The organism is Thiocapsa rosea (genome assembly GCF_003634315.1).
In the GTDB taxonomy this organism is placed as follows: Bacteria; Pseudomonadota; Gammaproteobacteria; order Chromatiales; family Chromatiaceae; genus Thiocapsa; species Thiocapsa rosea.
Genome location: NZ_RBXL01000001.1, coordinates 3,058,889 through 3,074,441, shown reverse-complemented (window position 1 = coordinate 3,074,441; position 15,553 = coordinate 3,058,889). Strand labels below are relative to the sequence as shown.

General features: G+C 64.9%; 10 protein-coding genes and 1 pseudogene. 4 read left to right on the top strand and 7 right to left on the bottom strand.

All coding sequences use genetic code 11. From position 1 onward, the window contains the following. Positions 1 to 96: 96 nt before the first annotated feature. Positions 97 to 984 (bottom strand): GNAT family N-acetyltransferase, encoded by an 888-nt coding sequence (locus tag BDD21_RS13785; protein ID WP_120797638.1) that lies wholly within the window; start codon positions 982 to 984, stop codon positions 97 to 99. Between the two features lie 217 nt (positions 985 to 1,201). Between BDD21_RS13785 and BDD21_RS13780 the strand changes: the two genes are divergently transcribed. Both BDD21_RS13780 and cls read left to right on the top strand, forming a co-directional pair. Next, a complete protein-coding gene (locus tag BDD21_RS13780) occupies positions 1,202 to 1,528 on the top strand; it encodes a hypothetical protein (protein ID WP_120797637.1) in 327 nt (108 codons plus the stop codon). Then, a complete protein-coding gene (gene cls / locus BDD21_RS13775) occupies positions 1,525 to 2,949 on the top strand; it encodes a cardiolipin synthase (RefSeq protein WP_120797636.1) in 1,425 nt (474 codons plus the stop codon). The genes BDD21_RS13780 and cls overlap by 4 nt, the downstream gene beginning before the upstream one ends. A gap of 190 nt (positions 2,950 to 3,139) precedes the next feature. Here the strand turns inward: cls and BDD21_RS13770 are convergent, their stop codons facing one another. Continuing rightward, entirely contained in the window at positions 3,140 to 3,316 is a 177-nt protein-coding gene (locus BDD21_RS13770; protein ID WP_120799921.1) for a PLDc N-terminal domain-containing protein, read from the bottom strand. 332 nt (positions 3,317 to 3,648) lie between these two features. On the opposite strand from BDD21_RS13770, the gene BDD21_RS13765 reads away from it, so the two are divergent. After that, positions 3,649 to 4,200, top strand: a complete 552-nt coding sequence (locus BDD21_RS13765; RefSeq protein ID WP_425470247.1) for a hypothetical protein — start codon at positions 3,649 to 3,651, stop codon at positions 4,198 to 4,200. Positions 4,201 to 4,261: 61 nt separating this feature from the next. On the opposite strand, the gene BDD21_RS13760 is transcribed toward BDD21_RS13765, so the two are convergent. From BDD21_RS13760 to BDD21_RS13745, 4 genes are all read right to left on the bottom strand, one after another. Further along, on the bottom strand, positions 4,262 to 7,717 hold the full coding sequence (locus BDD21_RS13760) for a mechanosensitive ion channel domain-containing protein (protein WP_120797635.1): 3,456 nt from the start codon (positions 7,715 to 7,717) through the stop codon (positions 4,262 to 4,264). 209 nt (positions 7,718 to 7,926) lie between these two features. Further along, entirely contained in the window at positions 7,927 to 8,238 is a 312-nt protein-coding gene (locus BDD21_RS13755; protein WP_120797634.1) for a hypothetical protein, read from the bottom strand. A gap of 80 nt (positions 8,239 to 8,318) precedes the next feature. Then, a complete protein-coding gene (locus BDD21_RS13750; RefSeq protein ID WP_120797633.1) occupies positions 8,319 to 11,468 on the bottom strand; it encodes an efflux RND transporter permease subunit in 3,150 nt (1,049 codons plus the stop codon). Continuing rightward, entirely contained in the window at positions 11,465 to 12,667 is a 1,203-nt protein-coding gene (locus BDD21_RS13745) for an efflux RND transporter periplasmic adaptor subunit (protein ID WP_120797632.1), read from the bottom strand. The genes BDD21_RS13750 and BDD21_RS13745 overlap by 4 nt, the downstream gene beginning before the upstream one ends. Before the next feature lie 148 nt (positions 12,668 to 12,815). On the opposite strand from BDD21_RS13745, the gene BDD21_RS13740 reads away from it, so the two are divergent. Then, a complete protein-coding gene (locus BDD21_RS13740; RefSeq protein WP_120797631.1) occupies positions 12,816 to 15,059 on the top strand; it encodes a patatin-like phospholipase family protein in 2,244 nt (747 codons plus the stop codon). Positions 15,060 to 15,104: 45 nt separating this feature from the next. Here the strand turns inward: BDD21_RS13740 and BDD21_RS13735 are convergent. Then, positions 15,105 to 15,542 (bottom strand): annotated as a pseudogene (locus BDD21_RS13735) (hydrogenase maturation protease); the annotation flags it as partial. Positions 15,543 to 15,553: the final 11 nt, after the last annotated feature.

Here is a 15,553-nt window from a genome sequence, read left to right as displayed (position 1 = left end):
CCGCGCCCGGTGCGGTATGCGTCATTCGTTGGAATGGCGTGACCGCGCCAGCTCCGACGACTGTCGGAGCTGGTGCGGTTTAAAATATTGAAAAAATTAAACTTTAAACCGCGTCTCGCCAAGATCAAGGAAGCCCCCGACGCTGAACACAGCGTGAAAACGACGCATGTCGCTCTGGACGCGGTTTAAATCCTCGATGCGACTCGGTAGAACACGATCGTACCAAACTAGGGCAGCGGTCTCGAAGAAGGCGATCGAGACATTGGCCGCGCGCTCCCATGAGCTGGTCCAGACGTCCGTCACCGCACCCGCGCCCCGCCGAGGAGCGGTTTCCGGGGAGCCCGGGATCCCCGGCTCCCACAGCAGGCCCGTTGCCCGGCCTTGATCCAGCCCCGAACCGCTGTGGATCGAGACGGTCTCGGGAAGCGCGCAGTCATATTCGAGCGTGCCGTCGTCCAACCAAACCGGATGGCCACCGAGCCGTCTGGCCAGAGCGCGCATCCCTTCGTTGTCGGCGAGGACCTCGCAGCGAAATCGGCGGATCCCCTGCTCCCGCGCCGCCTCGATCAAATGCTCCAGCAACGCGCTCCCCACGCCGTTTCCTTGAGCCTGGTCGACAACGGCCATCGCCAGCTCCGCCGTTTCGGATACGGGCTCGGATCCGGACTTGGAGCGGATGCATCGGGCCACGCCGAGCACCTCGTCGCGCCCTCCCGACACCGTCCGGCGAAGCGCCGCGAAGGCGAGATGATCGTGTCCGTCCGCACCCGTCAGGTAGGCCAGATCCGCTTCGGTCAGCGCGCGCTTCGCCCCGAAAAACCGCAATCGACGCGACGCATTTGAAAGCCCGTCGAAACAGGCCGTGACGATCTCCGGATCGCCTCGCTCGATCGGGTGAATCCGACAAAAGGTACCGTCTTTCAGGCGCACGGCCTCGCCGCGGGGCGAGGCTCGGCTGCGGGCACGCTCGATACTGATCTTCATGGCAAGGCTCTCCGGATTCTGGACGCACCGACTCGTCGCGCCGCCACGGCCGGCTTTCGAGGCCGACAACCGGGTCGCCGAGACGTTTATTGTGCACTGCAGCATAAGATGGCAGCGCTCGGCAATGGTTCAATCCGAACCGACACGACGACAGGGCATCGCCGTCGGAGGATAATCCTCGACCGGGCTCTTGGAAGACACGGAGACGAGGACGCGCATGAGCAAACGATTCCCTTTCACCTGGGCTGCGGCAGGCCTCGGCCTGATTCTCGCGCTCGTGCTTGCGTTGGGCAGCGGACCCGGCGGCGCAATCGAGACGCAGGCACCGCGCGGGATGCCCTTGCTCACCCGACTCTTCATCGGCGAGTTCGGTTTTCTGATCACGGCCGCCGGTGCGTTTTGGGGCTTCAAGCACCGCCGCAGTCAAGGCGCCGAAATCGCGACCCTGATCGCGGCGATTGCCTGTGTCGTCCTGGCCGTTGCCTTTCTGGTCATGGGCATCGGGCTCTGGACCGAGACGTTCCCGAGCAGGCCGAATCCATGATCATCCTGTTCCTGCATCTGCTCATCCAAGTCGGACTGGTCGTGCGTGTGCTGCTGCGGCCGAATCGGCAGCCGGCATCCCGGATCGCCTGGGTGGTGGTGATCCTGGCGGTCCCGGTGGTCGGGGCGGTTGCTTACGTCCTGCTCGGAGAGGTCAATCTGGGGCGACATCGCGGCGAACGGATGCGGCGAATCTTTGCGCGGGTTCCCGAATTGGCGAATGATTTCGATCGCCGGCTTGCGCCGCCCGAGATCCCGGACACCTATCGGCACCTGTTCCGGCTCGGTGAATCCATCAGCGGCTTTGCCCCGGTGGGCGGAAACCGGGCGACCCTGATGGCGGACTCCAACGCCGCGATCGACGCCATGGTCGCGGACATCGACGCCGCAACCGATCATGTGCACCTGAACTTCTACATCTGGCTGCCCGACAACAATGGGCTGTCGATGGTCGCGGCCTTGGAGCGTGCCGCCCGGCGCGGCGTCACCTGTCGGGCCATGGCGGACGATCTGGGCTCGCGCCGGCTGATCCATTCGATCCATTGGCAGCGGATGGCCGACGCGGGCGTGCGCTTGGCGCGCGCGCTGCCGATCGTCAACCCCTTGCTGCGCCCGCTCGGGGGACGCATCGACCTGCGCAACCATCGCAAGATCTTGGTGATCGACGACAGCATCACCTATTGCGGCAGCCAAAATTGCGCCGATCCGGAGTTCCGGATCAAGGCCAAATATGCCCCCTGGGTCGACGCCATGATGCGCTTCGAGGGGCCGATCGCACGCCAGAATCAGATCCTGTTCGCGAGCGACTGGCTGGCACATGTGGACGACGGCATCGATGCACTGCTGCGCCGTCCCGTGCCGGCGGCGAACGCGGGGTTCGTGGCACAGGTGATCGGCACCGGACCGACCGTGCGCGCCTCGGCGATGCCCGAGCTGTTCGCGTCCTTGATCTACAGTGCACGCGAGGAGCTGGTGATTTCGACACCTTACTATGTCCCCGATGAAGCCATGCAGAGCGCACTCTGCGGGGCGGCCTACCGGGGCGTGAGGACCAGCATCGTTTTTCCGGCCCGCAACGATTCGTTCGTCGTGGGCGCGACCAGCCGAAGCTATTACGCCGACCTCCTCGCTGCCGGGGTGCGGATCTTCGAGTTCGAAGGCGGGCTCCTGCACACCAAATCATTGACCCTGGACGGTGCCGTCACCCTGATCGGATCGGCCAACATGGACCGGCGCAGCTTCGAGCTCAACTTCGAGAACAACATCCTGGTCTACGATCCGGCGCTCACGGCGACCATGCGCGAGCGCCAGGACAGCTACATCGCCCGCTCCCGCCCCGTCGACGCCAAGACCGTCGCGGCCTGGGGACCGGGCCGGCGCCTCCTGAACAACAGTATCGCCATGTTGGGGCCGATCCTCTAAACCGCGCCCGGTGCGGTATGCGTTGTTTTTGGATCGGATCGGCCTCGGCAGACTTGACGACCGTTGGAGTCGGCGCGGTTTAAAATATAAAAAGGTTAAAATTTAAACCGCGTCTCGCCAAGATCAGGGAAGTCTCCGACGCTGAACACAAAATGAAAATGGCGCATCTCGCTCCGGACGCGGTTTAAGCTCAGCTCGGGCCGAAAAGAAACCATAGAATCAGGCCCAAGACCGGCAACAAGAGGACAAGAACGATCCACAGCACCTTCGAGCCGGTACCGGCGGAGCTGCCGACGATCTTGACGATGGCGTAGATCGTCAGGATCAGGTGAATCAGGCCGAGAATGCCTGTGACTTCGATCTGCATCGATGAACTCTCCATGAAGGTGCGATATCGGGGTGCGAACGGCAGGAGTGGACTCTTCGCCAAGAGCCATCATCGATGATAAACCGCGTCCGGAGCGAGATGCGCCATTTTCATTTTGCGTTTGGCTTCGGAGGTTTCCTCGATCTCGGCGAGACGCGGGTTAGAATTTAATTTCTTTAATCCTTTAAACCGCGCCAGCTCCGACAGTTGTCGGGACTGGCGCGGCCAAACCACTCCAACAGATGGCGCATACCGCACCGGGCACGCACGCAGGAGGCATGGCCGAGACGCCCGGTTGCGCTTCCCGACATTTTGAAAGAGGAGATTCTCCAGTGTCCAGCCTCCCGGAACGGCGCGAGCAGATTCGACTGGTCCATGCGGCCTTCATCCGCCAAGTGGTCGCGTTGACCCAGCGCCCGGAGGGTCGAGCCGAACTCAAGGCCCTGCTTGCCGAAGCCGAGCAACAGGGTTGGAGCACGCTTGTCGCCGTCCTGCGACGCATCGCCAATGGCGAGCGCTCGCCCGCGCTCCTGAGCGGTCTCGACGAAGAGGACGGGGTCATCGCGGAATCCGTCCTGCGCGGGCTTCAAGACCCCGCCAGTCTGCCGGATCCGAGCCGAGCACAGGATCCAACCCTTGCCGCACCGGGCCTCGCACACATGATCCACGCCGCGCGCAGCGATCCGCAGGCGCTGGTGCTGATCGGCAATATGGCCGATCAGATGAGCAAAGTCGGAGGCAGTATGGCCCGCCTGGCCGGTGTTGTCCGCCCGCTGATCAACGGGGAGCGCAACCCGGACCAGCTCTGTCGCGGGATGGATACGCAGACCCGGCAACTGGTGCTGGAGATCCTCGGCGAGCTGGGCAAATTGGAGACGCATTGAGACGGGCTCGCCCGCCTGGACACGTCCACCCGCGCTGCCTTCGCACCTCGACGTCACCCGATCAACGTCCGGCGAGACCCTCGCCGTCAAGGTCGCGGTATTCCGGTCGATCCGCTTCTTCGAGCCTGACCCGTAAGGGTCCGCGCGTATCCAGGTGCAGATCACGCTGCGGGTAGGCGATAACGATGCCCGCCTCTCTGAATGTGCGGTTGATCGCCATGTTGAGCTCGGAGGTGATGGCAACCCGATGCTCGATATCTTCGATATAGGCCCGCAGCGACAGGGTCAGGGCGTTGTCGCCGAACCCTTCGAGGTTTACCGCAGGCTTGGGGTTGGCAAGCACGCGCGGATTCTCCCGCGCCGCCTCACGCATCAGGGCATGGGCCAGGTCCACATCGGTGTCGTAGGCCACACCCACGACAATCATGATCCGCGTCACCGGGTCGGACAGGGACCAGTTGAGCAGCCGACCGGTGATCAGCTCCTTGTTCGGGACCAGCAGCTCCTTGCGATCGTAACCGCGGATCGTCGTGGCGCGGATGCGGATCTTGGTCACCACGCCGTCGGTTCCGTCTACGGTGATGACATCGCCGACCCGCACCGGGCGCTCGAACAGGATGATCAGGCCGCTGACGAAGTTCGCGACGATCTCCTGCAGGCCGAACCCGATCCCCAGCCCGATGGCCGCCACCAACCACTGAAGCTGAGACCACTGAGCACCCACGGTATTGAGCGCCAGCACGATACCCAAGGCGACGATGACGTAGGTCGTCAGCGTCGTCACCGTGTAGCGGTTGCTCGAGGCCACATGCAGACGCTCGCTCAGGATGATCTCGAGCATCGCGGGCAACCGTTTGGCGAGCACGCCGATCGCAACGAGGTAAAGCAGGGCGAGCCCGAGATCGGCCAGGGTGACGGGCAGCGCCGTCTCCTCCCCGTCCAGGATCCGGGTGGTGTGCCAGAGGGTCACCTCGTCGAGGATGCCCAGTGCCGGAAAGACCGGCGACCAGATGGCGTAAAGTCCGACCAGGGCGAGGACGACGGCCGCCATCCCCAGAAGCTCTCGACCGGCCGCGCTTGCCGCCGCGAGATCGATGTTCGCGTCGTCGGACGGCGCGGCGCCAAGCTCCCCGCCGTCCGTCGCCTCGTGCTCCGCGACGGCGGCCGCTCGGCGCTCGAGCGCAACCCGGCGAGCCAAACGGCTGCGTGCGTGCATCAGCCAGCTCGACGCCAGGGCATGGAGCAAGAGCAAGGCAACGCTCAATCCCAAGGTGAGCAGATAGGCATCCCAGAGGACGAGCGCCGAATAGGCGTAACCTTCCAAGACGAGAACCAAGATCACCAAAGGCACGGCCACCAACACTGGATACCAGATCGGATAGGCACGGGCCAACAGACCGGCGCCAGGACCTTGCCGCGACGCCTTCAGAAGACCGCTCCCGGGGTGAAACAATCGGAAAAAGAACAAGGCGATCGCCGCGACGGAGACCAATGCGGTGAGCCGCGCGACCAGTCCGACAGCGGCATCCGGGTTGAGGCTGATCGCCTTGCCGAGGATCAGCATCGCCGGAACCAGGACCCAAATCAGCCAGCCGATCTCCGACCTAAGCCGTTGCGCACCGGCCTGCGGCCACCGGAAATGCCCGATCGCCAGACCGCACGGCAGACAGATCCCGCGCAACAACAGCAGGACATAGAGTACGACCGCGATGCGGACCAGTTGAACCCCGGCCGTCTCGGACACCTCCGTACCCTGTGCGGCGTTCTGAAGCGCCACGCCGAGCGCGCCGAACAACAGGGGCAGGGGCACTGCAAGGATCAGGGTGAGCATCAGCGCCCGAAACGTTTGCCGCGTGCCCCCGACACCCGGCGGTTGGGGTCGAACCGAGGCGCGCTCGATCTGCGCAATCAAAGCGCTGCGCTTCCACAGCAGCACGCCCGACACCAACGCCACGAGCCAATACAGGGGCGAGGTCGCGAGCGGCCCTGCGAGGCTGCGGCCAAGCTCCGACCAGACCGAGGGCGACAGCAGGCGCCCGATCTCGGGTTGAAGATTCGCCAACTCCGCCGGACGGGTTTTGGCCCCCGTACCGAGCCAAAACAGGTGCTCTTCGAGAAAGTAATCGTAAGCGCGCGCGACATCCAGCATCCGACCCTCGGCGGCCTTGAGCCTCTGCAGCGCATCGAGCTGTACGCCCTCGGCCTCGAGCTGCTTGGCGAGCAACACCTGGCGCCCCACGATCAAGGTGCGCAGGGTGTCGAGATCCTGCGGTTTCGAGTCGGCCGAGAGCTTGGCGGAAAGCTCGGCGAGGGTGCGATTCGGATCGGCGATGCGGGTCGCCTCGTCGAGGTGCTGCAGCCGGCTGACGTTGACCGCGGCGATCTGCTGCTCAAGCGCACGCAGATTGCGGGTATAAACCTCGAAATCGGGCAGGTCCGCACGGTGCTCGAGCAAGAGCGGGCCGATGCCTTCGGTCAGTCCGCTGACCTCCCGAGCCGCCCGCACGCGCTCGAAATTGGCCTGGATCCGCTCGGCCAACCGCAGTGCCTGCGCTTCGTCCTCGTCGTGTTCGTCGAGCCGTCCGGCGATGGCCGAGAGCTGTTCCGTCAGCTCAGCGTTCTCGCGCGCGAGCTGGCTCAGCAACGGGTCTGACCCCTTGGTTAACTCCAGCATCCGCGCAGCCTCGGCCTTCGCGAACGCAGCCTCGGTCTCATGCGTGTCGTTGAGCAGCACCTTCAGTGCCTCGACCTGCGTGCGCAGACGCGCGACACTGGCGGCCTCCTCGTCGCGCCTGGCCGCGAGCAGCTCCAACCGCATCGGCTGACTGATCAGCTCTTGCTCGAATGACCGGATCTCGGTACTCAAAGCGACGTAGCGGGTCTCCAGCGCCCACCATCGAGCCTGTACGAGTGAAGAGCCTGCGCCCGAGACCGGAGAGACATGCTCGCCGCCGCCGGGCTCCACCCGCAAGGCCGCGGCGATCCCGTCCTGCTGCTCCTGCGCCGCCGTCAAGCGCTGGCGGATCATGGTCGGGCGGTTTTCGTGGAAGACGCGCTGGCGCTCGAAATCGGCGCGCCGCGCCTCTGCCGCGGCGAGGTCGGCTTGGGCCTTGCGCAGACGCAGCGCGATCTCCCCGCGCGGCGTCTGCGAACCGACGCCGAGCCCCTCGAGCGCATCGACTGAGCCGGCCTCCAGCGTACGTTCGCGAATGCGGCGCGTCTCCTCCGGCGCCGCCTGCGCGACCTCCTCGAAGGCCGTGGCACGGTCCCTATTGACCTCGGCCTCTTTGAGGTTGGACAGGGCCTCACGGTAGCGGGCGATGACCTTGGTCTTGAGGTCGGCATCCAGATCGGTGCTTGTCTCGGCCCGGGCGATCTTCGCCTCCAGGCCCTCCGCCGACATCAGCGACGGATTCAACGAGCCTATGCCGCCGTTTTCGGCACCAAGTGTCGACGACAACAGCGTCAGGCAGAGCCCCAAAGCAAGCGTGCAGCCGACAATCGGATGTCTCATCATCGAAGCTTCCGACCCGGGCCGAACCTGCGGACCGCCCTAAAAGGGCGGGCTGATCGGGTCACGACGCCGAAGGAGCGTTTCAACAATGGGTCAGAGAACTCGACGAGGGGATACCTTTGCCCCTGTTGTCGTTGTCGTACTCGATTACGACAACGACAACGACAACGACAACGATTGGATTCGGAGCTCAATGTATTTCTGAGGCGTTTCTAATCGATGGTCTCGGGGATATACCCCGGCGCATTGGGTCCCATGTTCTTCTCGCCCTCCTCGGCCTCCTCGTAGGGATTGCCGATCGCGTAGGGTTCGCCGGATGCAATCCCCGCGGCATCCGCCGCCGGATTGTCGATGACGCTGTCTCCGACGAGATCCCCGTCGGAGGCGTTCACGCCCTCGACGATGACCTGGTCGCCGCAGCCGGCAAGGAGCAGGAGCGTGAGGCCCAGAGTCAGAGTCAGAGTCAGAGTCAGAACCGGAGACGAAAACCGGCGATGTTTGGAAAGGGTATCGGCGTCGATCATGTTGGCTCCATTGTGTTTAAACCGCGCCCGATGCGGGATGCGTCATGTGTTGGAGTGGCTTGACCGCCCCCCTTCGGACGTCATGAGACCGATGCCTCGTGGTCCGGACCCGGATCCCGAACCTTGACGCCCCCGTGGAACTTCTCGCGAAACCGCTGGAAGACCACGTAGAGCATCGGGATCAGGAAGATCCCGATCAGCGAGGCGGCAAGCATGCCACCGAAGACGGCCGTGCCGACGCCGCGCTGACTCGCCTCGCCGGCACCGCTGGCGATGATCAAGGGGACCAGGCCGAGGATGAAGGCAAAGCTGGTCATGAGCACGGCGCGAATCCGCAGACGTGCCGCCCGGGTGGCCGCATCCAGGATCGAGGCCCCGGAGGCACGCTGCTCGATGGCGAACTCGACGATGAGGATCGCGTTCTTGCTCGCCAGTCCGATCAGCACCACGATGCCGACCTGGGCGTAGAGATCGTTGGAGAGACCCGCGACCCAGAGTGCGCAGAGCGCGCCGAGCACCCCGACCGTGACGCTCAGGAGCACGACCGCCGGCATCGACCAGCTCTCGTAGAGCCCGACCAGGAAGAGGTAGGCGAACAAGACCGCCAGCGCCAACACGATCGGCGTCTGACCGCCGGCCTCGCGTTCCTGAAAGGCGGTGCCCGTCCACTCGAAGCCGTAGCCCGCCGGCAAGGTCGCCGCGGAGATCCGCTCCATCGCCGCCAAGGCGTCGCCCGAGCTGAATCCGGCCGCAGGCTCGCCCTGAATCGTGACGCTGCGATAGTTGTTGTAACGCTGCAGGAGCTGCGGCCCCAGAATCAGCTCGGGGGTCAGCAGTGCGCGCAGCGGGACCATCTCGCCTTGGTCGTTGCGGACATGGATCCGGTAGATGTCCTCGACGCTCCGACGATCGGCCTCGCGGCCTTCCACCTGGACCTGCCAGACCCGTCCGAACCGGTTGAAGTCGTTGACGTAGTAGCCGCCCAAGGTCGCCTGCAGCGCGTTGAAGACGTCGCTGATGCGCACACCCAAGGTCTGGACCTTCTCGCGGTCGATGTCGAGGAACACCTGCGGGTTGTCGGTCGCCCAGGTCGAGAACACGCGCGAAAAGGCCGGATCCTGATTGGCGGCGAGGATGAGCCCGCGCATCACCCCGGCGAGCGCCTCCGGGGTACGACCCTGCAGGTCTTCGAGCTGGTACTGAAAGCCTCCGCCGGTCCCCAGACCGACGATCGGCGGGAGATTGAAGGGCATGACCCGCGCGCTCGGGATACCGATCGTTTGGGCCGCGATCCGATCGATGACGGCATCGACCTTCAGATCCGCCGTCTTGCGCTCCTCGAACGGCTTTAAGCGCCCGATGACGGCCGCTGAGTTGGAGAGCACCGCACCGTCGAGGATGCTGAAGCCCGTGATCGTCACCACGTGCGCGACCGCGGGATCGGCCTTCACCAGCGTTTCGAGCTCCTTGACCACCTCGAAGGTGCGGTTCACCGAGGCGCCCTGCGGCAACTGCACATGGGCCATGAAGGCGCCTTGATCCTCCTCCGGGAGGAATCCGGTCGGCGTGATCTTGAACAGCCAGCCGGTCGCAAGCCCGATGCCCAGGATCAGCACCAAGACCAGCATCGAAAAACGCACCAGCCGCGTGACGATCGCGGCATAGCCGTCGCGAACGCGGTCGATCCCGCTCATGACATAGCGCATCGGACCGCGCCGATGACCGCCCGGCTTGAGCAGCACGGCGCACAGCGCGGGCGAGAGGGTCAGGGCATTGACGGCCGAGATCAGCATCGCGAAGGCGACGACGGCCGCGAACTGCTGGAAGAGCTGTCCGGTGATCCCGGGGATGAAGGCCACCGGCAGAAAGACCGACAGCAACACCAGGGTGATGGCGATGATGGGCCCGGTGATCTGACCCATCGCCTTCTTGGCGGCCTCGCGCGGCGGCAGACCCTCCTCCTCCATGATGCGCTCGACGTTCTCCACCACCACGATGGCATCGTCGACCACGATCCCGATCGCCAGCACCACGGCCAAGAGCGAGATGGTGTTGGCCGAGAAGCCGATCGCGAGCAGGAAGGCGAAGGTCCCGATCAGGGCCACGGGCACCGCGATCAAGGGGATCAGTGTGGCACGCCAGCTCCCGAGAAAGAGGAACACGACCAGGATCACCAGGACGAAGGCCTCGAGCAGGGTATGCACGACCTTCTCGAGACTTGCGTTGACGAAGTCCGTGGTGTCGTACACCAAGGTATAGCCGAGATCGTCCGGGAACCGCTCGGCGAGCCGATCCATCGCCGCCTCGATACCGTCGGCCACGGACACCGCATTGGCACCGGGCGCGAGATAGATCCCGATGGCGGCCGCGTCCCGTCCGTCCAATCGGCTGAAAGAGTCCGACTGGCGCGCGCCGAGCTCGACGCGCCCGATATCCGAGACCAGAACGGTGGAGCCGTCCGGGTTGGCCCGCACGACGATGCGCTCGAACTCGGCAGCATCGCTCAAGCGCCCCTGAGTCTGGAGCGTGATCTGGAACTGTTGGTCGGCCATCATCGGCTGCGCGCCGATCCGTCCCACCGCGGCCTGGATGTTCTGGCTCTGGATCGCCGCGATCACATCGGCGGGCGTAAGCGAGAGCGCGGTGAGACGATCCGCGTCGAGCCAGATCCGCATGCTGTAGTCGAGCGGCCCGAACAGCGACGCCTGTCCCACGCCGGGCACACGCGCCAGGGTGTCGACGACGTTGATGGTCGCGTAATTGCTCAGGAACAGCCCGTCGTAGGCACCCTTCGGCGAATACAGCGCCACCACCTGCAACATGGCGTTGGATTTCTTCTGAACCGTCAGCCCCTGCCGCTTGACCTCCTCCGGGAGCTGGGCCATCGCCAGATTGGCCCGATTCTGCACGTTGACCGTATTGATGTCCGGGTCGGAGCCGAGCGCAAAGGTGACGGTGAGCGAGTAGCTGCCGTCGTTGCCGCTGGTGGACTGCATGTAGAGCATGTTGTCCACACCGTTGACCTGCGACTCGATCGGCTGAGCGACCGTCGACTCCACGACCGACGCGCTCGCGCCGGGATAGGCCGCGCTGACCGAGACCTGCGGCGGGACGATGTCGGGAAACTGAGCGACCGGGATGCGGGTGATGGCGATCAGGCCGGCCAGCGTGATGACGACCGAGATGACGATCGAGAGCCGCGGCCGGTCGATGAAGACATCGGAGATCATTGCTCGAGCTCCCCGGCAGCGCTCTTCGCAGGCGCGGCGCTCACGGCCTGACCGGGTCGTACCTGCTGAATCCCTTGCGTGATGATCAGCTCGCCGTCGGTCAGACCCTTGGTGACGACGATATCCGGCCCCTTGGTCTGCCCCGTCTCGATGCGACGTGTTTGGGCCTTGCCGTCGGCATCGAGGATCAAGACGTAGACGCCTTGCTGGTCGACTTGCAATGCCGATTGCGGGATCAGGATCGCCGATTCAGGTGCGCCGGCTTCAAGCAGGACCCCGACATACTGGCGGTCGACGAGGATGCCGTCCGGGTTCGGCAGCTCGGCGCGCAGGGTGACCGAGTCCGTCCCCGGATCCGTGGTCACGTCGACGAAATCCAGACGCCCGGCGTACTCGTAGAGTGTGCCGTCCGGGAGGCGCACACGGACCCTCACATCGCGAGCATTGCCGCCCTTGTCCTCGATGGTTTGGCGCGCGCCGAGCAGATCACGCTGTGTCACCGGAAACTGGACGTAGATGGGATCGCGACTCACGATCGTCGCCAAGGTGCCCGAGGCGGGACCGACCAGGTTACCCACCGTGTAGCTCGCAAGCCCGATGCGGCCGGCCACCGGCGCCGTGATCTTGGTATAGCTCAGGTCGAGCATGGCCCGGGTCAGGGCCGCCTGCGCAAGCGTAATGCCCGCCTTCGCGATCGAATCCGCCGCCTGCAGCTCGTCGACCGATGATTGCGAGATGTTCTTGGCCTTCACCAACTCCAGTCCGCGCGCCAACTGGGCGGCGGTGTTGAGTTGATCGGCCCGCGCCTTTTCCAGATCGGCTTGGCGTTGCTCGACCGCAGCCGCGTACTGACCGGGCTCGATCACGAAGAGGACATCGCCGACCTTCACCTCTTGGCCTTCGGTGAAACGACGTTCCTCGAGGAAGCCCTCGACCCGGGCACGCAGATCGACCCGGTTGACCGCGATCACCCGCCCGACGAAGGACGCCTCCTCGTCGACGACGCGCGACTCGGCCGGAACCACGATCACCGAGGGCGGCGGCATCTGCAGCGCAGGGGCGTCGGTCTCACCGCAGCCCGACAGCGCCAAACCACCGATAAACAAGGAGCAGACCAGTGGCCCGAGTCGACGCGAGACGCGCCGGGTTTCGAATAGTCCATCCGAATCAGGCTCCGAGACACGCATGCTGCAGGACATCGTCAAGCATCCTTGATGAGGGTTCGACGGCCGAAGTCTAGCCGAAAAGGCTCGCCCACGGCCGATCCTTGCATTGCAGCGCTGCGAGCCGACGCGGTGTGTCGCGGGCATGCTAACGTAGCGCTTTTTTTCCACGAGGAACGACATCGTGCCTGTGCGTGCTCTGAAGCATCCGCTGCGGCTGGCGCTGCTGCTGATCCCCCTGCTCGGACTTGTACTCCCGAGCGCTCCGCCGCAGGCCGCCGAGCGGCCGACGATCGGCCTGGCGCTCTCCGGCGGCGGGGCACGCGGCGCGGCACACGTCGGGGTTCTGAAGGTGATCGAGCGCATGGGTATCCCGGTCGACTATGTCGCCGGCACCTCGATGGGTGCCGTCGTAGGCGGGCTCTATGCCATGGGCATGTCGCCGGACGAGATCGAGGCCACCATCGAGGAGATCGACTGGACAGCGCTCTTTCAGGACGAGCCCCCGCGCCAGGATCGGCGCATCCATCGCAAGCTCGACGACAACGACTTCCTGTTGAGCGCCAGGCCGGGGGTGAACGAGGAAAAGCGCGAAGTAAATCTCGTCCCGGCCCTGATCCAAGGCCACCGGCTCGACCTCGCGCTGCGCCGCTACACGCTTCCCGCAAGAGCGATCCACGATTTCGACGACCTCAAAATTCCCTTTCGCGCCGTCGCCACGGACGCGGTGACCGGGGAGGCGGTGATCCTCGCCGGCGGCGATCTCGCGACCTCGATCCGCGCCAGTATGGCGGTGCCCGCGGCCTTCGCTCCGGTGGAGATCGACGATCAACTCCTCATCGACGGCGGTCTAGCCATGAATCTGCCGGTCAGCGTGGTCCGCGACATGGGCGCGGACATCATCATCGCCGTGGATGTCGGCGGACCCCGTCGCGATCGCGAAGAGATCAACAATGTGCTCGAGATGCTCGATCAGGTGATGGGCCTCGTGACCTGGCGCAACACCCAGGAGGAGATCGCCAAGCTGCGCGGGCGCGATGTCCTCATCACCCCGCCCCTCGGGCGCAAAGTCACGGCTGCGGATTTCAACAGGATGCTGGAGGCGATCGCCATCGGGGAGCTCGGTGCTCGGGAGCAGGAGGCCGCGCTGGCGGCGATCGAGATCCCGACGGCCCGCTATGCCGCCTATCTCGACCGGCAACGGCTCGGAGGCGGACCGATGCCGATCATCGATCGCGTGCGCGTCGAGAATCACTCGCGCCTGGCCGACGCACTCATCACCGAGCGCTTGGACGTGCCGCTCGGCGAGCCGCTGAACACGGATGCATTGGAGGCGCAGATCGACCGCATCTTCGATCAAGACAACTTCCAATCGGTCCACTATCGCGTCGAGGAGACCTCCGAGGACGAGACCGAGCTGGTGATTACCGCGACCGAGAAATCATGGGGTACCAGCTCCCTGCAGTTCGGCATCGAGCTGTCATCCGCCTCCGGGGGCGACTCGCAATTCAACGTCGGCGCGGCCTACACGATGGCGCCCGTGAACGCACTGAACGCCGAGTGGCGGACCTTTCTGCAGGCCGGCGAGGAGCCCGGCCTGACCACCGAGCTCTATCAGCCGCTCGACCCCTTGGAGCGCTGGTATCTCGAGGCGACCGCAGGCTACTTCACCCAGAGTCTGACCCTGTTCGAGCCGGAGAAATCGGATAACCCGACGGCAAAATATCTGATCGCGCGTCTCGGCGGCTCACTCGAAGGCGGCCGGAATTTCGGCGACTGGGGACGGCTCGGGCTGAAGTACAGTCGCTACGCGGGCGACGCCGACCTGCGTTACGGTGAGCCCGGCATGCAGGGGTACGGGTTCGACGAAGGCTCGCTCGGCCTGAGCTTCTATCTCGACACCCTCGACAGCGCCAATTTCCCGCGTCGCGGCTGGGTGGGCAGCGCATTCGCGTTGACCTCACGGACCGAGATCGGCGCGTCCGAGAACTACGATCAGGCCGGGTTCAACCTCGTGAACGCCCACAGCTGGGGGAAAAACACCCTCCTGACCGGCTTCAGAATGGCCGGCAGCTTCGGCGGGCAGGAGCCGGCTCAGTCCTTCTACCGACTGGGCGGCTTCCTGAACCTCTCGGGCTTCAATCAGGACGAGCTCTCGGGTGGAAACCTCGGACTCGCGCGCGCCGTCTACATGCGCAACCTCACCTCCGGACTGGTCAGCACCTATGCCGGGGCCTCGCTGGAGGCGGGCAACGTCTGGGACCGACGCTCGGAAATCGGATTCGACAACCTGCGCTTCGGCAGCAGCCTCTTCCTGGGCGCGGACACCTTCATCGGCCCCATCTACCTCGGATACGGCTACGCCGACGGCGGCTTCGGAGCGCTTTACCTCATGCTCGGTCGACCCTGGAACACCCGGGCCCACTAATGAGCCTCCGACGCCTCCGTCGGAACGCAAGAGCCGGATCAGAAAGCGTGCCGCCCGGTCCAGATTGGCCGATGCACGCTCGCTCAGGGGTTCGCCGAGCGCGAATCCGTAACCGCGGATCGCCAGCAGTCGGGCCGGCGGGGGCGTTTGCCCGGTGACCTGCCGAAACAGGGTCAGCAAGACACCCGGCTCGAGTGCATGCGTGCTGAACGACGCATCCGGACTCGGACACAGGGGACGAAAGGTGAAGGGCTCCGGGCCGCTGACGGCGGCATCCACGAAGATCACCCGCTCACGGTCCCGAAGGTCGAGGACATGCTCGATCTGCAGCTGAAAATCGGTCAGCGTCTCGATGCCGCGCCGCGCGAAATCGGGTTCCAGGTCCAGGCGATCGATCAGGAGCGGCCCGAGTGCGTCGTCACCGCGCGAGGGGTTCCCGCAAGCCAGGATCAACACCCGGCCGACACCCGATTGGGATGTCATGGAACGCCCAT

Excerpts from the sequence above, each read along its gene's own strand:
- BDD21_RS13785 (WP_120797638.1), bottom strand. The coding sequence starts at position 984 with ATGAAGATCAGTATCGAGCGTGCCCGCAGCCGAGCCTCGCCCCGCGGC.
- BDD21_RS13780 (WP_120797637.1), top strand. The coding sequence starts at position 1,202 with ATGAGCAAACGATTCCCTTTCACCTGGGCTGCGGCAGGCCTCGGCCTG.
- cls (WP_120797636.1), top strand. The coding sequence starts at position 1,525 with ATGATCATCCTGTTCCTGCATCTGCTCATCCAAGTCGGACTGGTCGTG.
- BDD21_RS13770 (WP_120799921.1), bottom strand. The coding sequence starts at position 3,316 with ATGCAGATCGAAGTCACAGGCATTCTCGGCCTGATTCACCTGATCCTG.
- BDD21_RS13760 (WP_120797635.1), bottom strand. The coding sequence starts at position 7,717 with ATGATGAGACATCCGATTGTCGGCTGCACGCTTGCTTTGGGGCTCTGC.
- BDD21_RS13755 (WP_120797634.1), bottom strand. The coding sequence starts at position 8,238 with ATGATCGACGCCGATACCCTTTCCAAACATCGCCGGTTTTCGTCTCCG.
- BDD21_RS13750 (WP_120797633.1), bottom strand. The coding sequence starts at position 11,468 with ATGATCTCCGATGTCTTCATCGACCGGCCGCGGCTCTCGATCGTCATC.
- BDD21_RS13745 (WP_120797632.1), bottom strand. The coding sequence starts at position 12,667 with ATGTCCTGCAGCATGCGTGTCTCGGAGCCTGATTCGGATGGACTATTC.